Here is a 22,380-nt window from a genome sequence, read left to right on the forward strand (position 1 = left end):
ATGAGTCTCCCGGTCCACGCGCCCGCGGGCGAGGCGTTCGACGTCTTGTCCCGCTTTCGGGTCGAGTTCTACGAGTGCCTTTACGCCCGCGCGGATGCACTCTTCGAGCTCACAGACGCGGTGCTGTGTGCGGACGGGCCGGTGAAGACGCTGGTCGAGCTGTCGCTGGCGGTCGAGCACCGGCGCGGGCACGGGGCAATGTACGCGGCGTTGGACCGGGGCTGGGCGGAGCCGGCCCGGTTGCGGCGCGCGCTGGCGGGCCTGCCGCTGCCCAGGGCGGCCGACGGGCGGCTCGTGCTGGCCGTGGACGTCAGCAACTGGCTCCGCCCGGACGCCCCGACCAGCGAGGACCGGCTGTTCTGCCACGTCTACGGACGCGGTGCCCGCAGCAGGGACCAGTTCGTGCCGGGCTGGCTGTACTCCTTCGTCGCCGCTCTGGAGACCGGCCGGACCTCCTGGGTCGCGTTGCTGGACGCCGTGCGCCTCGGGCCGGCGGACGACGCGACCACTGTCACCGCCGCCCAACTACGTGATGTCATCGAGAGGTTGGTCCAGGCCCAGCAGTGGCGGGCAGGTGATCCGGAGATCTGGATCGTCATGGACTCCGGCTACGACGTCGCCTACCTCTCCCATGCCCTGGCGGACCTGCCCGTCGTCCTGGTCGGACGCCTGCGCTCGGACCGCGTCATGCTCCGTGACCCCGGCCCCGCCCGCTCCGGGCCGAAGGGAGGACGGCCGCGTCGGCACGGTCCTGCACGGCACGTTGATCCGCTTGAAGGTCGAGCGTCTGCCGGGCGACCGCGACCCGAAACCGGTCTGGCTGCCACCGCCGCCACACCGGCGGACGTCGAGCACTGGTGGCAGTCCTTCCTCCGCAGGTTCGACCTCGAGCACACCTTCCGGCTCATGAAACAGACCCTCGGCTGGACCGCCCCGAAGGTCCGCCACGCGGACACCGCCGACCTGTGGACCTGGCTCATCATCGCCGCCCACACCCAGCTCCGCCTCGCCCGACCCCTCGCCGAGGACCTCCGCCGCCCCTGGGAACGACCGGCCGAGGGCCGCCGACTCACCCCGGCCCGGGTCCGGCGGGGGTTTCGCAACGTCCACGCGACCACGGCCCGTCCCGCGACCGCACCGAAACCCTCTCGGCCAGGGCCCGGACGGCCTGCAGGCTCGAAAAACAAACACCGGGCCAGGCACCACGACGTCGGCAAGACCGTCAAACGGGCCGAATCGATCAAGGAATACCGAGCCCGCCCACGTTAAACGTCAAGCTCAGGCCGAGGGCCACTACTGCGGCAAGGCCCTCTGTGCAGGTGTGAACCTGCAAGTCGTCTCGGCGGACGAGGGAAGGCTGCAGTGGATCTCGTCGGCCCTGCCCCACGGCGAGAAGGACGCACGGGAGCACAACATCGTGACCATTTGCGCGCGCCCAGCGGAAACCTGAAATTCCTGGTGGACAGGGGCTACATCGGAGCCAGCGACACTGTCATCACGCCGATCAAGCGCAGGCGCCGAAGAGCGACCTCCGCGGCAAGCATAAGTCATCGAACAAGATCCACGCGGCACTGCGCGCTGCAGTCAAAGCGCACCATCGCACGGATCAAACAGTGGCGGATCCCCGTCATGCCCGCATCAGCCCGAACGGGCTGTCGTCAGTCTCCGCAGCCCTTCTCACCCTCATAATCTACACGAGAAAAGGGCTCCCGGCCATCATCCTTTCCTGTTGCATCATTCACAGCAAGTCGAGTAATTTGATTTAGAGTTCGTTCTTCTGTGATAAGAAAGGCTTCTTCAATGACACATAGGAACCTCTCAGAAATCTCGCTCCAATTCCACATACAAGGGCAGGGCTGTCGCAGACACGGAGTTTCCATGCAGTTCTTCCTTCTCGCGAGCATCACGTCATTCATAAAACGTCGGCTGCTGCACTATTTTTCGACCGTCAGACATGCGGCATCGTACAGCCCGCGGTTCTTCTATGGCCATGGATTGAATTTCTGTGCCGCAGTGCCCGAGCTCGACACCGACGAAGAAGTCCGACCAGGCCACCTGGAGTGACTGTGCCCAGTGCCATGGTGGCGGCCCTAAGCGCGTCCAGGAGTTCTGGGTGTACTGACCACTGCCTGCAAACGTGTTCCCCCGTACTGATTTGACGAACCAGTTCTTCCAGGATCTCTGCCCAGCCTCGAGCACTGACCGGAACGACCGCAAGTCCTTCAGGTCGCTGCGATGAAGGCGGCTGCCCAAATTCGCCATAGACGTTGATCGGGCGATGATCCGCAGGCGGCGAGTACGTCGGGATTTCCGTTTTCCCATCGTAAGCAGATGTGAAATTTGGCACTTTTATCACCTGTCAATCCAGGATTGCACTTTCTTGTCATATGATGGGTTACCAGGACGTTGATGACCGCCCTAGACGCTCTACATCGGTTCGCCTTTTGCGCCAACTGGTTCAGCGTCAGGAAAGCGGTAGGCGATCCGGGGAGTAGGCTCGGATAACCTCGTCACGACACCAAGCCATACGAGAGAGATATAGTTCGGGGTGATCTCCAGCTTCCTGAGCTACCACTGCCATGCACCCCCCTGGGTGTCTGGCAAAAGCCGTAAGCTGCCCCATCACCACCTCAAGCACTTTTTGCGTGCCAGGATGATCGGTTGGCTGTAGCGGAGAGCAGAATAGAGCAGATGCCCATGTCGCTGTTATCGCATTGAGGCTTGTGTGAGCGGGGGCGGCTGCATGTTGCATCAGGTTCTCCTTTTAGATCGTGTGCGCCCTCTGCCGTGGGACAGCCTGGCCTGCGCTTCTCTACCCTCCGCCTATGTGACGGGTGAGCCATGAGCAAGTACTACCTACAGGCAGGACAGGCCAAGGTTGCACACGGTCGTGCAGGCGTGGGTGAGCTTTTTCGGTGTTGTCGGCGTACGAGCTGAAGTGGCACTGGCAAGATTTTCGTAGCCGGAGTCATTCGGTGACGCGGTCGGCCGGCCCGCATAGTGGCGGCGGAGGTGTGCAGTCGGGATCATGACCCGTAGATGAGCGTCAGCGGATTTTGCTCGCGATGGGTCGTGGGGACAGTTTCACGGCGATCGCCCGGCACCTGGGGCGGGCTGTGTCCACGATCATCCGGGAGGTCAGGCGTGGCAGCGGCCGGGCCGGCTACTCAGCGTGGCGTGCGCATGAACGGGCACGGGAGCAGGCGCAACGCCGTTCAGGCTCACCGCTGGCCGGCTGCTTGATGAGGTTGCCAGTCGGCTCGAGCGGTTATGGTCACCGCCGACTCCGCAGGCGACGGTGAGCGCGCGACACTCGGGACGCCTGTCGGTGGCCGGACTGATCGCCATGCGGCCCGGCTCCCGTACCAGGCTGTGCCACCACCTACGCACCCACCCCGCGGGCAAGGGCAAACGCCGCAGCATGGGCGATCGGGACTTCATCGCTCAACCCCGTCGAGTGGGTCTGGGCCCACGTCAAACGCAGCCTGGCCAACCTCGCCGTCGTCGCCCTCGACCGACTCGAGGCCCTCGTCCGCAATCGGCTCAAGCGCCTGCAATACCAGTCCGACACCATAGACGGCTTCATAGCCGGCACAGGCCTGACCCTCGACGCCCCGACGCCACCCTAACGAGCCTAAGAGGTCACGCAGATTGGTGGCGGTGCAGTTTGGCGGGTTCAGTTCTCCCAGCGCAGATACCAAGTCGGCTTGGTCACTGTGCGTGCTGAGAATCCGTCGCGGGTGGCTTCCGCCTCGGTCGTACTGACGTAACGCAGCCAGTCGAGTTGCCAGCCGAGTTCTTCCTGTACTGCCCTGTCCTGATCGTCGTTGCATGCGTGAGCTGCGCGGGCGATGCCGCCCGTCGCGAAGTTCGCGGCCGCTTCAGCGTCTTTGGGGTCGCCGAAGAAGGCGGCCTTGAGCGCGTGGCCGACGGCGGTGATCACCTCAAAGGGAATGTCGATGCTCTCATCTAGATCGTCGCAGTAGCTGGCTGCTTCTTGATCGAGGGCTTCTGCCAGACGAGCGGCGGTCTCGCCAGGTATGGTCTCGCCGGATGCCCGGCCCCATGCAGCTGTGATCGCTTCCCAAACGTTGCTGCGGTACGGCCGTGCGCAGTCCATGTACAGGTCGAAGACCCGCTCGGCTACCCCTGCGACGAAGGCCGCACGCTGTTCGGGGGACATCCCGAGGATGACGGCGAATTCCGACTCTGGCAGCATGCCGACTTCTTTCTACGGCGGTTGGCCGTCTTCTTCGGGTCACCCATCCTGTGCTGGCGGCTTCGGCCTCATGGTAGGCGCGCAGGGCGGGTACTCAAGGGCGACGGTGGGGGCGTTCGTCCCAGCGATGGGTGGCCCAGGCTCGACGGATCAGGCTACGGATGGTGATGATCGTGTCCGCGAGATCGAAGAAGGCGTTGACGACGGTAGCGCGGCGTTCGTAGCAGCGGGAAAGGCGGTAGAAGGCGTTCTGCCAGGCGTGCGTACGCTCGACATGCCACCGCCGGCTCGCCTGGATCGGCGCCTTCTCACCCTTGTGCGCGATGCGTCCGCGCAGGTCGCGGGCCGCCAGTTCAGCGCGGGTCTTGTCCGAGTCGTAGCCGGCGTCCAGGTGCACCATGATGTCGTTGGGCAGCGGCCCGAGGTCGTCCAGCAGGTCCAGGGTCGGCGAGAGCAGCGGCGAGTCGTGGCGGTTCGCTCCGGCCAGGACCCGGCCGAGCGGGATCCCGTAACCATCCGTCATGCCCGAGCGTTTCAAGCCCTGTTTGCCGCGATCGACCGGTGAGCGCCCGGCGACCTCGCCGCCGCCGGGGGCCTTGGTGATGGAGCCGTCGACGGCGATCTGGTCGAGCACGAGCCCGACGATCCGGTCGTAGGACTCCAGCGTGATCTGCTTGAGTCGGCCAAAGACGCCGAGCCGGATCCATTCGTCGCGGCGGTTGCGGATGGTGGTCGCCGAGCAGGTCGTGTCGGAGATCGCCTGGTAGGAGCAGCCGAACCGCAGGAGTTGCAGCAACTTGTCGAACACGATCCGGTCGCTGATACGGCGCCGGTGGCACCCCAGCGGGTGGGACGGATCGACCGTAGGGCGCTCGGGCAGCAGCGCCGCGAATTGTTCCCAGAGCGGGTCAGTCAGCCATGATGGAAGCACGGGCACAGGTCCCCCCAGTAATCACAGAGCGTCGCAACTCCATGATCACCGGGACCTGTGCCCACCTTGTCGCTGGGGGCTCCCCACGACGTCTATCTGCGCGAGCTCTAAGTCAGTCACGCGGCATCGTGGCTGGACTGGTCCGGCTAGGCCGTCGACTCCTCCCACGTCAGAGCCCAATACGGCCCCAGCGCACCCCTCGCCAGCATGACCGGGTCGGGCGGTAACGGGCCCTGACCCCGGAGTTTGGGCACCGGAGGGACTTGGACTTGGATCTTGATGATCCAGGAGAACGGAGTCCCCGTGGGAATGAAGCACTATCCCGCCGGGTTCAAGGCGGATGCGGTCGCGTTGTACCAGTCGAGGCCGGGAGCGACGATCAAGTCGGTCGCCGCTGATCTCGGGGTGAACACCGAGACGCTGCGGAACTGGATACGGGCTGCCGACGGCCGCCCCGCGGGCTCTCATGTGACGCACCAGGCGGCGGGTCCGGCGGCGTCGACGTCGTTGGAGGCGAAGAATGCGGCGCTGCGCAAGCAGAACGCAGAGCTACGGCAGGAGCGAGAGATCCTGCGCAAGGCCGCAAAGTATTTCGCGGGCGCGACCAACTGGTGAGCAGCCGCTTCCAGTTCGTCGCCGCCCCCGAGCGGTCCGCCCGCCAGGCGGCAGACGCCCGGCTCGCGGCCTGGATACCCACGTCCACCGGGACTCGGACGCGACTTACGGTGTCCCCAGGGTTACTGCCGAACTCCGCGACGGCGGCGGCCAGGCCGTGACCCACGAGCGCGTCGCCCGCGTCATGCGGGCCATCGGGCTCGCTGGAGTGCGTCTGCGGCGCCAGCAGCGCACCACCGTCGCGGACCCGGCCGCGGCGGAGGCCCCGAACCTGATCGGCCGCGATTTCACCGCGCCCGCGGTGAATGAGAAGTACGTCGGCACATCACGTACTTGCCGGTCAGCGGCGCGAAACCGCTCTATCCCGCGACCGTGATCGACCTGTGCTCACGCCGCCTGGCCGGCTGGGCGATCGCGATCACATGCTTCCTAATGTTGTTGTCAAGCTGCCGCAGGCACCGGTGGTGTCACTTCGTAGCACCGTCGATCGCGGATCAACGCCCAGAGGACGTAGACGCGTCGGCGGGCGAGGGCGAGCACGGCCTGAACATGCTTCTTCCCCTCTGCGCGTTTGCGGTCATAAAACTTCCGCGAGTTCGGGTCGAACTGGACGCTGACCAGTGCGGACGTGTAGAAGACACGCGCTGGAGTTTCCGATGGTAAACGATCGGCCGGTGGAGGTTGCCGCTTACCTTGCCCGAGTCGCGAGGTGCGGGGGCGGCCCCGGCGAAAGCCGCCAGGGCGTCCGGGGAGCCGAAGTCGTCCAGGCTGCCGCCGACGGCGGCGAGGAACTCGGCACCCAGGGTCGCGCCGATTCCGGGGACGCTCAGGATGATGTCGGCGAGCTCGTGTTCGCGAAACCGGCCCTCGATGAGCTTGTCCATCTCGCGGATCTGCTCGTTGAGGGCCATCACCTCCTCGGCCAGGGTGTGGACCCACGGCCCCGGAGTGTTCCCTGGATGTGCGGTTTGATCATGTGATGCCGTGGAGCGTGAGGATGGCGCGGGGTGGTGTGGGCGCGTCGCGCGCTGGCGGTGTTGGCCCAGCCGGTTGTTCGAAGGGTGCCCCTGACGATGTCGCTCAGGGTGGCCATGACGGCGGGGGTGTTGCGTGTGTGGGTCTTGCGGGCGTCCTCGCCGAAGACGACGTCCCTGATCCAGTGAGCGTTTTCAGGGTGGCCACTGATCGAGTGATGCAAGGGGATGGCTGGCAGGGCAACGGACGAGGCTCCCAGGCAGTTGAGAGAGGTATCTGACATCTGATCTCGGTTGCCGGGGAGCCCCGTTGATTACGTATCCTGCCGCACTCGACCTCCCGCATGCCCTCGTGGAGACGGTCACGATGCTGATCGTCCTTCGTGAGGGTGACCGCCGGTGCAAGCTCCGTCCGTCCGCGCGTGCGGTTGTCGCGCTCGTGTACTTGCGCCAGCACACCACGCTGGCCCAGATCGCCGCTGGTTTCCGCATCAGCGTCGGGACCGCGCACGCCTATGTCCGCTCCGTGGTGGGCCTGCTGGCGCGCCGGGCTCCGGGGCTGACGCGGGCCCTGCGTGAAGTGAAGGCCCGGGCGGAATACGTGCTGGTGGACGGCACCCTCGCGGAGTGCGACCGGGTCGGTGACGGCCGCGGGGACTACTCGGGAAAGCACCGGCGTCACGGTGTGAACCTGCAGGTCGTCACCGATCCGGACGGCACCATCGTATGGATCTCGAAGGCGCTGCCCGGTCGCACCCACGACCTCACCGCCGCCCGCACCCACCGGATCATCGACACCTGCCGCAGACTCGGTATCCCGGTCCTGGCCGACCTCGGCTACCTCGGTGCCGGCGGCACCATCACCACCCCGATCCGACGTTCTCCCGGCAAAGAACTCAACCGCCGGCAGCTATCGCTGAACAGGGCTCATGCCCGCCTGCGCTACCCGGTCGAGCGCGGCATGGCCCGATTGAAGACCTGGCGGATCTTCCGCAAAGCCCGCTGCAGCCCCACCTGGCTCACCACCGCAGCCAAAGCCGTCCTCACCCTTGAGAGCTACTGCTGAAAATCCTCAGTGCACGGAGTTTTCGATCGTCCAGTGGTCCCGGGCCCAGGAGGCGATCTCGTCGGCACTTGCCTGTTCTGTGGGCAGGTCGGTGATCGCGTAGACCGTCTCTGAGCTCCACTTCTTGGCGCCGAACAGGCGGCGCCTGCGGATGACCTGGCGGGCGTGGGGGGAACAGGAGGCCGCTGACGCTGACGACTTGCAGTTCGCGGATCTCGTCGCGGCCGTGGCCGTGCGCTGTGGAGCGGTGCAGCACCGGGACGTCCTTCCAGGGCAGGGTTTTGAGCTGCTTGGCGAGGTTCTTCTGGTTGCCCTTCACGGTGAACAGGTAGTGCGCGTCGCATTCCTCCACCAGGTAGTGGGCGTGGGCGCGTTTGGCGTGCAGGGCGTCCACTGTGACCACGGTGTCCTTCAGTTCCTCGTCGTCGATCTGCTCCAGCAAGGGCTGGAACTCGGGATCTCGTTGGTCTTGGCGCCGATCTCGCGCGCGGCCACCGTCAGTGCGTCGTCGTGGCGTACTGCGGACAGGAAGTAGATCTGGCTGCCGTCGGGGCGCTTCGCTCCGCGCAGGCACTTTCCGTCCACCACCAAGCGTCGACGCCGCTGCGGCACGGGCGAAAGCCAGTCAGTTACGAGGCAGAGTAGGACAGTCGTGCGCAACGCCTCCTCGTCCAGACGTCACCCGGAAGATAGCGCATCTGAAAGCCCGTTAGCAGACGCTCACCGCTCTGCGTACAGCCTTGAAAACCGTAAGTTTCAACCTGCTCGGAGCGACCCGGCTGTCCCTGAAGCCCCATCCTCTCAGCTGAGCTTCTATGAGCAGCAATTACTCAGGAAATTCGCACCGGTGGACCACATCGTGGATTAAAGGGCAACTGGCTATCGATTAAGTTTCCCGAATTGAACACATTGAATTTTCCGCGACCACTTCGACACGCAATGCACGAGGATGACCACAATGGCAAGGTCACCAGTTTGATGCACTCGCAGATTAGGTAGCTTTCAGTCACCCCTGAATGATCCAAGAATTTTATTTAAACCCTTCACCTATCAGGATCTGCAATGAACAAATCATCGGAAAAAATCTGGCAAGAGGGGGCGGCATGTACGGCTCCAGGTATCGACCCGGATATCTTCTTCCCCTCCAACCAATCCGGTCAGCGCGGCTGGGATGGGCTGGCTAAAAAAGTATGCCATAAATGTAACGTTTCCGAACTCTGTTTCCGTATGGCACTTCGTGAGGGTATCACTGAAGGCATATGGGGCGGACTGAATGGTTGGGAGCGGCATAACGTGGGAGGCCCGCGACCCACCCGCGGCAGACGCCCTACGGTACGTTGAAGTGAATCTGGGCCTGCACATCCCGACGCGACGCCAAAACAGAATTGATTCTGAGCAGGCAAGAACCTTGCTAGGCGATTCGACGGACACGCCACAAGGAAAGCCACTCTGGGTAATAGTGCGGCGACTCAGGATCGCCACACCGTTGATAGTTCTTCTATCGATCTTCTTTATCTTCATACAGATGGCGCGTCCCCTCCCGGCACCTTTCATTACGATGCCACCCGAGCTGCACTACACCTTCGAAGGAAATGCGCCGAACCTGCCCTGGCCCGAAGAGGGCCAAGCCGCAGTGGAGGTGGAAGGTGTTGGCATCATGGGAGTGAATGGAGAGCAGCGTCCTTCACCCATCGCCAGTGTAGCCAAGACAATGACAGCGTATGTGGTTCTGCAGAACCATCCCCTCGCAGGGGAGGCAGAGGGTCCAATGATAGAGGTCGATCAGCAAGCCGAGATCGAGTCCAACGCTGACGGCGAGTCGACCGCGCCGATCAGGAAAGGGCAGGCATTCACTGAAAAGCAGATGCTGCAGTTGTTGTTGATTCCTTCTGCGAACAACGCGGCACGCTTGTTGGCCCGCTGGGACTCCCTGTCCGAGAGGGTGTTCGTGAAAAAAATGAATGCCGCAGCTAAGGCGCTTGGCATGAAAGACACTATATACACGGATCCGAGCGGCCTGAAGGCGACGACACTTTCCACTGCTATTGATCAGTTGAAATTGGCCAAAGCCGTACTGCAGAATGAGGTGTTCCGGGAGATCGTCGACACTACACAGGTCGAAATATCTGACCAGATCGCAACGGTCTACAATAACAATGGCCGCGCACTCCTGGAGCCAGGCGTGAACGGTGTGAAGACTGGTTCGTCGACATCGGCCGGCGGGAACTTGCTGTGGTCTGCGGACACTATAATTGACGGCAGAAGGCACCGGATCGTCGGAGCCGTGTTCGCTATTCACACAGGCGCTAGCGTCAATGCCAAGCTGCAGAGGGCGATCACAGACAGCATAACTCTCATAAGGGCTGCGCAAGATGCCGCCGAATCGGCAAGCATAATCATGAAGGGCGATCTTGTCGGCTACGCAAACGACGGATTCGGCCACAGGGTCCCGCTTATGGCAACCAGGGATCTCAAGGCAGTCGGATGGCCCGGTCTGGAAGTAAAGAGCCGCCTTGAGAGCGACGGCGTCCCACGCTCCGCCCGGGCGGGCACGGTTGTCGGCATGGTGCGCGTCGGGAAAGGTGCTGGCATGGTGACGGCCCCGATCGCACTGCAGGACGCTGTGAGCGAGCCGGATCTGATAGCGAAGCTCATTCACTTCTAACTAACTTGTCCCAGGTGTCCTGACTGTTTCGGTGCCCAGTGTGTTGGGCTGGCCGAAGACGAACCCGTGCCGGCGCGTTCGGCCCAGGGTGTGCGACTGACAGGGCGGGACAGCACGGCGCAGTACCCGGTCCGATCGCATCCGGCCAGGATTACACGGGGTCGCCAGAAGGAAGCCGAGGGGGACGCCGTACGGTGTCCGCAAAGACGAGGAGGTCCGCCCGTCTGCCACTCCCCGCGGTAGTCAGTCGCTCAATCAGATCGTGCGGCTGCCTGGCGGTGACAGTGGCGATGTTGTCGCCGGGCGAAGCTTCGGCCAGTGCCCGCTGCAGCCGGCCGGCATCATTGCGTCCACGGTTCACGGCGGCGTAGAACCCGCCATGGTCCCGGCGATGTCACTACCTGTGCAGTTCGGCAAGCGACCTCACCGGACCGACAGGGCTCGGCCTGCTATTCGCACTCGAGCTGGCATCGACGGATGATCGAACGTGCTGTAGATCGTGGACGGCGCAACGTCGCTCACCGCCAAGTGGGTGTCCGCGCCGAGCGCGTCTTCTCCCGCATGAGGGACTACACGATCCTTGGCGACTGCCATCGGCACGACGACGGCCTCCACCACGCGTCCGTGAAGGAGATAGGTAGCGTTTACTCCTGCGGAGAGGCGCGTGCCGGGCGAACTTAGAGATTAAGTGAGCAATCGCCCAAAATGAGGTAGGTGTGCTATGGCCTCGATGTATTCAGTGACGCCCGTGCGAACACTGGCGGGCGTGGACGTGTTGGAAGCGTTGTCTCAGGCCCTTTTCTGCACTTCCCTTGGTCCGGACCTGTCCTCCAGCGTCGACGAGATACGCAGCTGCGTTCTTCATCAGCTGGGGAGTGATCTGGACGGATCGTGCGCGCGGCACGTCGCCGGAGCGGCTGGTACCGATGCTGCAGGCCATGACCGGCGCATGGCGTGGTGCCGGCAGATGATTCGTCTGGCCTTCTACAGCCAGGCGACGCCCAGGAGTGCATGATCCATCGTAAGCGCTCTACTTGCACACGAACTGTGAGCGGCGACGTTTCCCCACGTTCGCGCAGTACAGGACCTGAGGGAGACAAGGTGTATGCCGAACGCATGAAACGTCAGCGCTCAGCGGGTAACGGGAACGCGTGGCGCTCGCTGGCCCTCATCCTGATCGCCATCGTGGCGCTCACCGGCGGGATGTTCGCCTCCGGGCACACCACTCCGCGCCTCGGCATCGACCTTGCCGGTGGTACGAGCATCACGCTCCGGGCGGTCCCGGAGAAAGGCCAGGAATCCGCGATCAACAAGACCAACATGAACACAGCGGTCGACATCATGAACCGCCGTGTCAATGGTCTTGGTGTCTCGGAGGCCGAGGTTCAGACCCAGGGCGAAGAGAACATCATCGTCAACATCCCCAAGGGCACGAACTCCAAGGAGGCCCGGGACCAGGTCGGTACCACCGCCAAGCTGTACTTCCGCCCGGTGATCGCCACCGAGGTGAGCGGCGGCGCCGCGACGGCCACCCCGTCGCCGAGCGCCTCCAGCAGCGCCTCGGGCAAGGCCACCGACAAGGCGACCGACAAGGCCGGCTCGTCCGCGTCACCCTCCACCTCGGCGTCCCCGTCGGCGTCCGCCAGCACGCAGGGGCGCGCCGTCACCGACGCCCTGAAGGCGGACAGCTCCCCGTCGGCGAGAAGCTCGGCCGCCGCGAGCGGCTCCCCGACCCCCAGCGCCAGCGCCTCCGTCGACCCGGCGACCGCCAAGCTCCAGGCGCAGTACGCGGCGCTGGACTGCAGCAAGAAGTCGGTCCGCAGCACGGCCGGCAAAAACGCCAAGGCCACCGAGCCGACCGTCGCCTGCGGCCAGAACTCGGGCGGCCAGTGGCAGAAGTACGTCCTCGGCGCCGCCGCTGTCGACGGCACGGACGTCAAGAAGGCGCAGGCCGTCTTCAACACGACGACCGCCGCCGGCTGGACGGTCACCATGGAGTTCACGAACAAGGGCAGCAAGAAGTTCGGGGACATCACGGGCGAGCTGGCGAAGAACCAGCAGCCGCAGAACCAGTTCGCGATCGTCCTGGACGGTGAGGTCGTCTCCGACCCGTCCGTCAGCCAGGCGCTCACCGGTGGCAGCGCGGAGATCTCCGGCAGCTTCGGCCAGCAGGAGGCCCAGAGCCTCGCCAACATGCTGTCGTACGGCGCCCTGCCGCTGACCTTCAAGGAGGACAGCGTCACCACGGTGACCGCCGCCCTCGGTGGTGAGCAGCTGCACGCCGGTCTGATCGCGGGCGCGATCGGCCTGGCCCTGGTCGTCATCTACCTGCTGATCTTCTACCGCGGTCTGTCCGTCATCGCGATCCCCTCGCTGCTGGTCTCCGCGGCCCTCACCTACGTGATCATGGCGCTGCTCGGCCCGGCCATCGGCTTCGCGCTGAACCTGCCGGCCGTCTGTGGCGCCATCGTCGCGATCGGTATCACCGCGGACTCGTTCATCGTGTTCTTCGAACGCATCCGGGACGAGATCCGCGAGGGCCGCTCGCTGCGCCCCGCCGTCGAGCGGGCCTGGCCGCGTGCCCGGCGCACCATCCTGGTCTCCGACTTCGTGTCCTTCCTCGCCGCCGCGGTGCTGTTCATCGTCACCGTCGGCAAGGTCCAGGGCTTCGCGTTCACGCTCGGTCTGACCACCGTGCTCGACGTGGTCGTCGTCTTCCTCTTCACCAAGCCGCTGATGACGATCCTCGCCCGCAAGAAGTTCTTCGCGAACGGCCACAAGTTCTCCGGCCTCGACCCGAAGGCACTCGGCGCGAAGCCCCCGCTTCGCCGCACCCGCCGTCCGGCCGCCCCCGTCGACCCGAAGGAGGCGTGAGATGTCGAAGCTCGGCAACCTCGGCGCCCGACTGCACCGCGGCGAGGTCGGCTACGACTTCGTCGGCAACCGCAAGATCTGGTACGGCATCTCGATACTGATCACCATCACGGCCATCCTCGGCCTCGCGGTGCGCGGCCTGAACATGGGCATCGAGTTCCAGGGCGGTGCCGTCTTCACCACCCCGAAGAACATGAGCGTCTCGGTCGCCCAGGCCGAGACGTTCGCGGAGGACGCGTCCGGACACGACGCCATCGTCCAGAAGCTCGGTGACGGCAGCCTGCGCGTCCAGATCGCCGGCATCGACACCGGCAAGTCCGACCAGATCAAGGAGACCCTCGCCAAGGAGCTGAAGGTCGACTCGGAGAACATCAACGCGGACCTGGTCGGCCCCAGCTGGGGCGACCAGATCGCCAACAAGGCCTGGCAGGGCCTGGCGATCTTCATGGTCCTCGTCGTGATCTACCTGGCGATCGCGTTCGAGTGGCGCATGGCGCTCGCGGCCCTCGTCGCCCTGATCCACGACATCACCATCACGGTCGGCATCTACGCCCTCGTCGGCTTCGAGGTCACGCCGGGCACGGTGATCGGTCTGCTGACGATCCTCGGTTACTCGCTCTACGACACGGTCGTCGTCTTCGACAGCCTCAAGGAGCAGACGAAGGACATCACCAAGCAGACCCGCTGGACCTACAGCGACATCGCCAACCGGTCGATCAACAGCACGCTGGTCCGCTCGATCAACACCACCGTGGTCGCGCTGCTGCCGGTCGGCGCCCTGCTGTTCATCGGCGGCGGCGTCCTCGGCGCCGGCATGCTCAACGACATCTCGCTGTCGCTGTTCGTCGGCCTCGCGGCCGGTGCGTACTCCTCGATCTTCATCGCCACGCCGCTCGTCGCCGACCTCAAGGAGCGCGAGCCGCAGATGAAGGCCCTCAGGAAGCGCGTGCTCGCCAAGCGGGCCCAGGCCGCCGCGAAGGGCGAGCCGCTGGAGACCGAGACCGTCGACGAGCCGCTGGACGACGAGCCGGACGACGAGGCGGCCGCGGTCGTCGGCCCGCGTCACCAGCCCGCGTCCCGCAACCGGGGCCGCGGACGGCCTTCGGGGAAGCGCCGATGACCGAGCTCACCGACATCACGGAGCTGCTCCTCAGCCGCATCCACGACGGCGGCCTGCTGGCCACAAGCGGCCGGCGGGGCGAGTACCCAGCCGTCCGTCCCACCCATGTCTTCCGCACCAGCGACTCCACACGATCACGAAGGCTCTCGGCCACTCCAGCGTCCATGGCCCTCCAGGCCCAAGCGGTTGAAGCAGGGCAACCACTCGCCGACCGTCCTTTGGTTGCACTTCAGCTCGTCCCGCGATGGGCACTCGCTACCAAGCCCAGCTCAGCTCGACCATCCGTGCCCGCAGCACCAGATCACGCGGCGCCTTGCGCGCTCTCGACAGCCGTAACACGACCCCTGCCCGTTCTCGTCACGGCTCGACCGTGCCGTAACACCACCGTCCAGCACCGCCCCCAAGCACCCGAACGAGACGAGGACACCGGAAGCGTCCACGGAGCGCGGTACTTGGTGGGCGGCGCCGTTCGCGCTGAGGGCGACCGATCGTCACCACACCCGCCTACCCGCCTCGGTTTGATGACGTCGCACGCTCCGGCCTGAGCGCCAAGAGGTGACACACCTGTAGTCGGTTCAAGCTTCCCGCAGCCGCATGTCCATGGCCGCAGCGGTCTGCTTCAGGTTCGGCGAGTGCAGCCAGCTGATCTACCGTCCTCGTAAGCACGTATTGCTCAAGCTTCCCTGCAGCGGCAAGAGGACCGTGTTGGGTGGAAGGGGCAGGCATACCTAGGCATCAAACGATACCTGGCATCAAACCACCGCTGACTTCCGCGCTCGTCCAGGCAGCAGCGCCGAGGCAGCTGTGGTCTAGGCGCGGTCAGACTATGAGCGCGCGGTGCCGGTTTTCACACTCTGTGAACCACCGACGGCTGCGAGAGACAGCAATGGCCGTAGCCGCAAGCAGTCAGACAGCCGGCCATGGATCTACAGCAGTTAAGAGGCTGACAGACGGCGCGATCCTGCTTGGTGACCGTTGATCCTTCGGGAGGGGACGCCTCGCTCTACACCTCGCTGCGGGCCTACCTGCACCGGATCGGAGTCAGCGGCGGTAGTCCCGCCGAACATGCCCCTCCCCTCCCCCTCAACAACCAACCCGAGCAGCAGTCCGCCCCGTCGAGAGAGGCATTCGAACGGCGAGGTTGCACTCCTGCGCCACTGATCCGCGCCTGAGGCCGTCTTCCGAAGATGCTCAAGAACACAGACCCTCAGGCGAGTACTCAAATCCGGACAAGCCCAAATTGACACACAAAAGGAAAGTCTCTTGAAATTTAATCGGGATCTTTTTGCTCGAATTCTATCACATGTCAATAATGGGCTCTACGCAATTGCATGGTGTCACGGAGTTTACATATACCTGCCTCCTGAAGGTCGGAAAGACATGGAATCGGCATGCCCTCTCTCGCCAGCAGAAGAGCACATATGGAACGCTATCGTAACCGCCGAAAAGTGCTGAGTTAACTCGGCGGTACCGCGCCACATCATGGCGATGCTGGCGAAGTTGCTCAGTGCTCATGGCGACAGATTGACAGGCCGCAGGCCTCGCGCGCGTTGAGGCCATTCCGGCAGGCGATGCTGGTACTGCGCTCATTTTGTGATGCGGGGTGTGTGCACTGCCTGGCGCGCGACGGGTATCTCGCATGGCACCGGCTACCGCTACTTCCGGTGCCGCACGATCCGGGCGACCTGGCGAGCATGGGGAAAGTCCAGGTTTGCGGCGATGGCCCTCGGCGCGGTCGTAATACTGTGCGGTGGCCTTCTGTGCAAACACGGCACACCATCGCCGAGATGCTCTTCGCTCGCTCCCTCCCCTCACCAGGTCTTCCGCCGGAAGCGTCCCACGCAAGGCGATTGCAAAGTCGCGGTGGTCCCCACGTGTGCAGGTTGCGGCGGTGTGACGATGCTGGTCGGGTGCGCGACCGGACGCAACGAAGCTCCGTTGTGGAGGTGGCTTGCCAAGTCGCCGTCACGCGAGGGAGAAGCTCCTATCTCCTGTCAAGCGGCCTGTGCAAGGTTGGTCGGCCTTCGCGATGTTTGTACAGGTCAAGGCCCTGAAGATCTCGCGGGCTTTGTAGCGCTTGGAGGCAGCGGATGATGTCCTTCTTCTGCAGTCCCTGCGCAGTGCGTCGGGCCACGTACTCGCGGGTGCGCCGGTCGTGCTGCATGCGGACGGCCGCGATGCGGTAGAGGGCCGCGTTGGCTGACCGGTTGCCTCCCCGGTTCAGCCGGTGGCGGTCCCGGCGGCCGGAGGAGGCCGGCAGAGGTGCGGCGCCGCACACATGGGCGAAGGCTGCCTCGGAGCGCAGTCGCTCGGGGTTGTCGCCGACTGCAGCCAGGAGGCGGGCGGCGGTCTCGGGGCCGACGCCGTTGACGGCCAGCAGCATCGGCGCGGCCTGAGCCGTCAGTGCGGTCCACTCGGCGTCGTATTCGCTGATTTCACGCCCGAGGTCCTGGTAGCGGCGGGCAAGGCGTCGCAGGGTGAACTTGGCGGCGGTCGGGTCGGCCAGGTCCGGTGTCGGCCGGAGCCTGGCGCACATACTGATCAGGTCTGCTGCCGCCAGACGCGCAGTTGGCCGCGCAAGGTGTCGGGCGCGGTGACCAGGAGGCTGCGGATCTGGTTGACGGCCTGCGTGCGAGCCTTCATGGCCTAGGCGCGGGCGTTGTACAGGACCCGCAAGCCCCCCGGCGGCACCGGTGTGGCTTTTGGGGATGACGCCCGCGCGTCCGGAGGCGACCGCCTCGGCGGCGGCATAGGCGTCGATGGGATCGGACTTGCCCAGCTGGCGGCGCATGCGCCGGTCAGGCCGGTTGATGTCGAACACTTGCAGGCCGGAAGCGGTCAGGACGCGTGCGAGCTGGGTGCCGTAGGAATCCGGTGCCCTAGACACCAACGGCGAGCACGGTCCCGAAGGAGCGAAGCCAGGCCAGCAGGGCGCGATAGCCGTCGCTCGTGGTCGGGAACGGAGCGTCGCCCAGGTGCCGGCCGATGGGGTCGACGACGGCGGCGTGGTGGGTGTCGGCGTGGGTGTCCACGCCTCCCAAGACGTCCGGGCGCTGATCAGCGATGATGGAAGTGCTGTCCTTCCGGGTTGCGAAGAGGGGCAGCACACGCCGGTCGGGCGGCGGACAGAGCAGTGACGGGGGGCTTCTAGCCCAAGCTCCTGACGCGTAAATAGCAGCAGGTCAGGGTGGGGGTAGGCAGGGCTGGGTGCCCGGTGGCTGTGGCGCTCGCCGGGTGTCTGGGTGCGGGTCGGTCAGGCCGCGCCTTCCAGCGGGTTGAGGGTGACGGTGTAGCCGAGCTGATTGAGCGCACTGATCGCGCGGCGGGTGGCGCGTTCGGGGTCGCGCTGGGCGAAGTAGGTGCCGCCGAGCTCGTGGTAGGTGACGTTGTCGGTGAGCATGTGCCAGATCGCGGTGATGATCGAGTGCTCGACGGCGACCAAGGCTCGCATCGGGCCGCGGCGGGCGGTGAGCCGCTTGTAACGGGCCTGCAGGTAGGTGTCCTTGGTTCTCACCGCGCCGAGTGCGGCGAGTCCGAGGGCGCCTTTGAGATAGGGATGCCGGGTCGGACTTTGGTGCTCTTGGTTCGGCCGGCGGACTCGTGGTGGCCTGGGCAGACGCCGGCCCAGGACGCGAGGTGCCTGGCGGAGGCGAACCGGCTCATGTCCCCGCCGGTCTCCGCGATGATCACCTCGGCGACGGCCCGGTTGATCCCGGGGATGGTGTCGAGGAGGTCGAGCGAGGGACGAAAGGAGCCATCGCCCCCTCGATCCGCTCGTCCAGCTGCCGGATCGCGTCGGTGAGCTGGTCGTAGTGGTCCAGGTGCAGCCGGGCCAGGAAGGCATGGTGGCTGCGGAAGCGTCCGGTCAGCGCCTCGGTCAGCTCGGGGATCTTGTTGCGGAGCTTGCGTTTGGCCAGCTCCGCGAGGACCTGCGGGCCGCGTTCCCCGCCGATGAGGGCTTCGAGCATGGCCCGGCCAGAGACCCCCATGATGTCGGAGGCGACCGCGGACAGCTTGATCCCGGTGTCCTCCAGCAGCTTCTCCAGCCGCTGCACGATCTGGCCGCGCTCGCGGGTCATCTGGGTGCGAGCCCGGGTCAGGTCTCGCAGCTCGCGCACCGGCTGGGGCGGCACGAACGAGGCCCGCACCAGGCCATGCGCACCGAGCTGGGCCAGCCAGGCCGCATCCGAGACGTCCGTCTTGCGGCCGGGCAGGTTCTTGACCTGCCGCGCGTTGACCAGGATCACGTTCAACTCCCCGGCCAGAAGGTAGTAGAAGAGCTTCCAGTAGTCCGACGTCGCCTCGATCACGACCAGGGTGACCTCGGCGGCGAGCAGGTGATCGCGCAGGGCGAGCACCGCGTTCGTCGTCGAACCCCACGTCGTGGTCTCGGTCGCGAAGGCCCCCCGCCGCTTGGTACTCGGGGTGCGGACACACGCCTTGGCATCCTTCTTGCTGATGTCCACACCGGCGCAGCGCTCGTGCAGCACATCCACGTCCCTGTCCCTCCCTCAACGGCCGAGTGGTACGCCGTTCCGGGGGGACCAAGGTGAATCAGGAATTCTGACGCACGTGCTCGCAGCAACACTCCACGGTTCCCGTGGACGGCCCCCAGCACCACGCTGACCTGCGAGCTCACCGGCATCACAGAGCATTCGGTTTCGGCCGGAACGAACCCCACCAGCGTCCCGCAGCGGTATCAGCCCGCGTCAGAGGCAGACGGAAGCACCCCAGCGCGCGCCACAGGATTTACCACGCCCCCGGCGCGCACCGACGGTGCGCTGGACCGCTGACTTGTTCAATCGGCCCCAGATGCTCGGTCTGCAGCCGTAGCGTCCAGGGTGTCGGTCGGCACGGGCCCGCAGTGCTCCTTGCCGCTCTCGGGTTGGCTCACTGATAGCGTGCCGCCGCTGGCTGACACCCGCGCGGTGTGGCTCGACAGAGGCATGAAGGCGACGCAGTGACTTCAAGTCAGGGTGCCCACCGCACTCCCCTTCCTGTCTCATCGAGTGCGGGGGCAGCAGCCTGAGACTCTGATCGGTGTCGATCCCCACAAGTCGTCCCACACCGCCGTCGCCGTCGACACAGCAGGCCACCAGGTGGCCCAGCGCCGGTTCGTCGTCAACGCCGGAACCTTCCGCCAGCTGATGCGCTGGTGCGAGCAGTGGCCTGACCGTCGTTTCGCGGTCGAGGGCGCCGGCGGCCTGGGCCACTCGCTCGCCCAGCAACTGGCGGCCGCGGGCGAGAACGTGGTCGACGTGCCGTCCACGCTGTCGGCCCGGGCCCGGCTGCTGGCCACCGGCGCCGACCGCAAGACCGATGCCAAGGACGCCCTCCACGTCTCCCAGGTCGCCCTCTTCCGCCATGACCTGCGCCCCGTGGTCCAGGAAGACCAGACCACGATCCTGCGGCTGCTGACCGAGCGGCGGGACGACCTGGTCCACGAGCGCACCCGCGTCCTCAACCGACTCCACGCCGTCTTGCGCGATCTCCTGCCCGGCGGAGCACCCAACGGCCTGTCGGCCGACAAGGCTGCCGCCTTGATGAAGGGCATCCGGCCGGTCACGGCCACCGACAACTGCCGCCGGGACATAGCCCGTGACCTCCTGGGCGACCTGCGCAGACTGGACCGGCAGGTCAAGGACAACGAAGCCGAGATGCGCGAGACCATCGCTGCGATCAGCACCACGCTGACCACCCTGCCGGGCCTGGGCACCGTACTGGCCGCGAAGATCCTCGGCCACATCGGGGACATCAGCCGGTTCCCCACCGAGCACCACTTCGCCAGCTACACCGGCAGCGCACCCCTGGATGCCTCCAGCGGCAACAACGAACGGCACCGGCTCAACACCGGCGGAAACCGCGCGCTGAACTCGGTGCTGCACACCATCGCCGTCTGCCAGATCCGCGACGGCGGGCGCGGGCAGGACTACTACCTCTGCAAAATCAGTGAGGGGAAGACGCCTTCGGAGGCCCGCAGGGCTCTCAAGCGACGCCTGTCCAACGTGGTCTACCGGATCATGAAACGCGACCAACGGAACCACCTCGCTCAAGCCGCTTGACACACAGAGGCGCTATCAGGTCACGAGCGCCCGATCGGCTGTGTGCGTGGTAGCCCTCCGCAGCGAGTCGACAGTTCTCCGACATGACAGCCCTTGGGCGTCAGCTTCGATGTGGGTCAGACCCGGCGGAGGACCACGGCACCATCATCACTGCTCCGATGTGCCGCCAGTCTGCCACCGTCGGTCTGGTCAAGTCGCCCAGCCGTCGGCACTGTGCGATCGGCCCGCTGGCCGAGCGGCTGCGGGCACTGGCCGATCCGCGGTGCCGGCGCGGGAAGCGTCACCCCTTTGCGGCAGTGCTGCTGATCGCCTGCTCCGCCGTGGTGATTGATGCGACGAGTTTCGTGACGGTCAGCCGGTGGGCGGCCGAGGCCCCGCAGGATGTCCTAGCCCGGCTCGGTGCCCATACCGCGACCGCCCGTCTACGTCATCACCGACCTGACCAGCCGTCAGGCCTCCCCCGAACAAATCGCAACGATCTTGGGGCACACTGGGTGACCGAAAACAGGCTCCACTTCGTCCGGGACATCGCCTTCCGCGAGGACGCCTCCACGATCCGCACCGGGCACAGCCCGGAAAACATGGCTACCCTCCGCAGCTTCGCCATCAACCACCCCTCGACACCACACCAACACCGCCGGACTCCGCCCCGCAGCCCTCCGCCTCTACGAGCGGCCACTGTCCCTCCTCGACCTCAACCGACCTGCACCCGCGATCAAAGGCTTTTGCAATCGCCCTGGCGTCCCACGTGGCCGAATGTCTCGCCGGAGTCCTATCCCGATGCAAGGAAATGAGTATCGAATACTCCGCGCTCTGCCGGTTGACAGGGTAAGATTATGGGTGAAATGGGACCACGCCGACACGCAAAGGGCGACTGAATGGAGCCCATGTGAGCGGAGGAGCGCTGATGCCTTCCTCGGGCCAGGACGAGACGAAAGGCTTGCCTTCCCGGCGCCGAGTGAATGTTGCATTCGTGAGTGCTGCTGGAACAGGCGGGGCGATGCTGCGCCTGCAGTAACGGTACCAAGTTCGTAAAACCTGATGTGCGAAAAGGTGATGACCCCCGACGGGGATCATCCTTGCTTCCGGTTGATCAATACCGAAAGGTGGTGGAACGGTTCTGAATGCAATGGGGCTGGTCCTTACTCGGGACGAAAACGGTGCTATGCAAGCATTCAGTGCGGTATGCAGTCATGCAGGGCGCATGGTCTTGGACGTCTCGGATTGAACGATTAACTGCGGCTGTCACGGTAGCCGATTCGATTCAGTCTCAGGTAAACCAGTATCCGGGCCGGCGCAGACACCTCCTGAACGCGTGTTCGTGCGGATCGCTTGCGATCTGACCTCCACGCGAAAACATGGGCCCCGGCGTGATTCTCCGTGAAATTGTGCGAGAACCAGCTTGCCCTGACCGTCAGGTCATTCACGAGCTGTGCGTAAGTCAATGCACCGCCCCACCGTTTACATTCAATGTTGCGTTCGTGGCTACGGGTAGTAAGTAAATTGAGATAGGTCGGTGCCACCACCTTCCGAGTCCTCCTGGCCGCCTTGACGGCGCGCTTTGGTTCAGGAAAGTCGGATGGAATGAAGCTCACCTTCATGCTGACGCACTTTTCCATCTATGACGGTTGTACGCCAAGTGCAATTCCGGCGCCGGCCAAGGCACGAGCGAGGGGACGTATCAACCCGACCCCATGGCAATACCGGACCGGGCGAGGCGCATGCGGCGGAACCTGTGGAGTCTACATGCGAATGTTAAGTGTCAGGACACATTCCGACGAATCCTTGCAGCGAATAGACCGATCGGTGAGGCAGCTATTTCAAGATGAGTCCTATCCAGTACCCGTAGCCACA

At 65.0% G+C, this 22,380-nt stretch carries 15 protein-coding genes and 5 pseudogenes; 13 read left to right on the forward strand and 7 right to left on the reverse strand.

Annotated features, from left to right (window positions below):
- From OG985_RS03150 to OG985_RS03160, 3 genes and pseudogenes are all read left to right on the forward strand, one after another.
- Window positions 1–1,269: pseudogene (locus tag OG985_RS03150) on the forward strand (transposase).
- 609 nt (window positions 1,270–1,878) lie between these two features.
- The gene (locus OG985_RS03155; protein WP_371666704.1) at window positions 1,879–2,064 is read left to right on the forward strand and encodes a hypothetical protein; all 186 of its coding nucleotides are present in this window, start codon (window positions 1,879–1,881) and stop codon (window positions 2,062–2,064) included.
- Window positions 2,065–3,035: 971 nt separating this feature from the next.
- Window positions 3,036–3,316, forward strand: a pseudogene (locus OG985_RS03160) (helix-turn-helix domain-containing protein); the annotation flags it as partial.
- Window positions 3,317–3,676: 360 nt separating this feature from the next.
- Here the strand turns inward: OG985_RS03160 and OG985_RS03165 are convergent.
- Both OG985_RS03165 and OG985_RS03170 read right to left on the reverse strand, forming a co-directional pair.
- Window positions 3,677–4,219, reverse strand: coding sequence for a hypothetical protein (locus OG985_RS03165; RefSeq protein ID WP_331718632.1), 543 nt, complete (start codon window positions 4,217–4,219; stop codon window positions 3,677–3,679).
- A 94-nt stretch (window positions 4,220–4,313) separates the two neighbouring features.
- Window positions 4,314–5,156, reverse strand: coding sequence for an IS5 family transposase (locus OG985_RS03170; protein WP_331718633.1), 843 nt, complete (start codon window positions 5,154–5,156; stop codon window positions 4,314–4,316).
- 303 nt (window positions 5,157–5,459) lie between these two features.
- On the opposite strand from OG985_RS03170, the gene OG985_RS03175 reads away from it, so the two are divergent.
- Both OG985_RS03175 and OG985_RS03180 read left to right on the forward strand, forming a co-directional pair.
- The gene (locus OG985_RS03175) at window positions 5,460–5,765 is read left to right on the forward strand and encodes a transposase (RefSeq protein ID WP_371666705.1); all 306 of its coding nucleotides are present in this window, start codon (window positions 5,460–5,462) and stop codon (window positions 5,763–5,765) included.
- Window positions 5,671–6,141, forward strand: coding sequence for an IS3 family transposase (locus OG985_RS03180; RefSeq protein ID WP_371666706.1), 471 nt, complete (start codon window positions 5,671–5,673; stop codon window positions 6,139–6,141). The genes OG985_RS03175 and OG985_RS03180 overlap by 95 nt, the downstream gene beginning before the upstream one ends.
- Before the next feature lie 65 nt (window positions 6,142–6,206).
- Here OG985_RS03180 and OG985_RS03185 read toward each other — a convergent pair.
- Window positions 6,207–6,733: pseudogene (locus OG985_RS03185) on the reverse strand (transposase); the annotation flags it as partial.
- 316 nt (window positions 6,734–7,049) lie between these two features.
- Between OG985_RS03185 and OG985_RS03190 the strand changes: the two are divergent.
- A complete protein-coding gene (locus OG985_RS03190; protein WP_371666485.1) occupies window positions 7,050–7,805 on the forward strand; it encodes a transposase family protein in 756 nt (251 codons plus the stop codon).
- A 9-nt stretch (window positions 7,806–7,814) separates the two neighbouring features.
- On the opposite strand, the pseudogene OG985_RS03195 reads toward OG985_RS03190, so the two are convergent.
- Window positions 7,815–8,420, reverse strand: a pseudogene (locus OG985_RS03195) (ISAs1 family transposase); the annotation flags it as partial.
- A 447-nt stretch (window positions 8,421–8,867) separates the two neighbouring features.
- On the opposite strand from OG985_RS03195, the gene OG985_RS03200 reads away from it, so the two are divergent.
- The 5 genes from OG985_RS03200 to secF all read left to right on the forward strand — a co-directional run bounded on the left by OG985_RS03200 (window position 8,868) and on the right by secF (window position 14,464).
- A complete protein-coding gene (locus OG985_RS03200) occupies window positions 8,868–9,146 on the forward strand; it encodes a WhiB family transcriptional regulator (protein WP_371666707.1) in 279 nt (92 codons plus the stop codon).
- 1 nt (window position 9,147) lies between these two features.
- A complete protein-coding gene (locus OG985_RS03205; RefSeq protein WP_371666708.1) occupies window positions 9,148–10,470 on the forward strand; it encodes a D-alanyl-D-alanine carboxypeptidase family protein in 1,323 nt (440 codons plus the stop codon).
- Between the two features lie 766 nt (window positions 10,471–11,236).
- Entirely contained in the window at window positions 11,237–11,485 is a 249-nt protein-coding gene (locus tag OG985_RS03210; RefSeq protein ID WP_371666709.1) for a hypothetical protein, read from the forward strand.
- Window positions 11,486–11,586: 101 nt separating this feature from the next.
- Window positions 11,587–13,344, forward strand: a complete 1,758-nt coding sequence (gene secD / locus OG985_RS03215) for a protein translocase subunit SecD (protein WP_371666710.1) — start codon at window positions 11,587–11,589, stop codon at window positions 13,342–13,344.
- Between the two features lies 1 nt (window position 13,345).
- A complete protein-coding gene (secF, locus tag OG985_RS03220) occupies window positions 13,346–14,464 on the forward strand; it encodes a protein translocase subunit SecF (protein WP_371666711.1) in 1,119 nt (372 codons plus the stop codon).
- A gap of 1,984 nt (window positions 14,465–16,448) precedes the next feature.
- On the opposite strand, the gene OG985_RS03225 is transcribed toward secF, so the two are convergent.
- The 3 genes and pseudogenes from OG985_RS03225 to OG985_RS03235 all read right to left on the reverse strand — a co-directional run bounded on the left by OG985_RS03225 (window position 16,449) and on the right by OG985_RS03235 (window position 18,960).
- Entirely contained in the window at window positions 16,449–17,285 is an 837-nt protein-coding gene (locus OG985_RS03225; protein ID WP_371666712.1) for a transposase, read from the reverse strand.
- Between the two features lie 58 nt (window positions 17,286–17,343).
- On the reverse strand, window positions 17,344–17,496 hold the full coding sequence (locus OG985_RS03230; protein ID WP_371666713.1) for a transposase: 153 nt from the start codon (window positions 17,494–17,496) through the stop codon (window positions 17,344–17,346).
- A 221-nt stretch (window positions 17,497–17,717) separates the two neighbouring features.
- A pseudogene (locus OG985_RS03235) lies at window positions 17,718–18,960 on the reverse strand (IS110 family transposase).
- A 480-nt stretch (window positions 18,961–19,440) separates the two neighbouring features.
- On the opposite strand from OG985_RS03235, the gene OG985_RS03240 reads away from it, so the two are divergent.
- Window positions 19,441–20,526, forward strand: coding sequence for an IS110 family transposase (locus OG985_RS03240; protein WP_371666715.1), 1,086 nt, complete (start codon window positions 19,441–19,443; stop codon window positions 20,524–20,526).
- 158 nt (window positions 20,527–20,684) lie between these two features.
- Window positions 20,685–21,320: a transposase family protein gene (locus tag OG985_RS03245; RefSeq protein WP_371666716.1), complete on the forward strand. Its 636-nt coding sequence runs from the start codon at window positions 20,685–20,687 to the stop codon at window positions 21,318–21,320.
- Window positions 21,321–22,380: the final 1,060 nt, after the last annotated feature.

This window comes from Streptomyces sp. NBC_00289, assembly GCF_041435115.1.
In the GTDB taxonomy this organism is placed as follows: domain Bacteria; phylum Actinomycetota; class Actinomycetes; order Streptomycetales; family Streptomycetaceae; genus Streptomyces.

Excerpts from the sequence above, each read along its gene's own strand:
- OG985_RS03155 (WP_371666704.1), top strand. The coding sequence starts at position 1,879 with ATGCAGTTCTTCCTTCTCGCGAGCATCACGTCATTCATAAAACGTCGG.
- OG985_RS03165 (WP_331718632.1), bottom strand. The coding sequence starts at position 4,219 with ATGCTGCCAGAGTCGGAATTCGCCGTCATCCTCGGGATGTCCCCCGAA.
- OG985_RS03175 (WP_371666705.1), top strand. The coding sequence starts at position 5,460 with ATGAAGCACTATCCCGCCGGGTTCAAGGCGGATGCGGTCGCGTTGTAC.
- OG985_RS03180 (WP_371666706.1), top strand. The coding sequence starts at position 5,671 with ATGCGGCGCTGCGCAAGCAGAACGCAGAGCTACGGCAGGAGCGAGAGA.
- OG985_RS03200 (WP_371666707.1), top strand. The coding sequence starts at position 8,868 with ATGAACAAATCATCGGAAAAAATCTGGCAAGAGGGGGCGGCATGTACG.
- secD (WP_371666710.1), top strand. The coding sequence starts at position 11,587 with ATGAAACGTCAGCGCTCAGCGGGTAACGGGAACGCGTGGCGCTCGCTG.
- secF (WP_371666711.1), top strand. The coding sequence starts at position 13,346 with ATGTCGAAGCTCGGCAACCTCGGCGCCCGACTGCACCGCGGCGAGGTC.
- OG985_RS03245 (WP_371666716.1), top strand. The coding sequence starts at position 20,685 with ATGTGCCGCCAGTCTGCCACCGTCGGTCTGGTCAAGTCGCCCAGCCGT.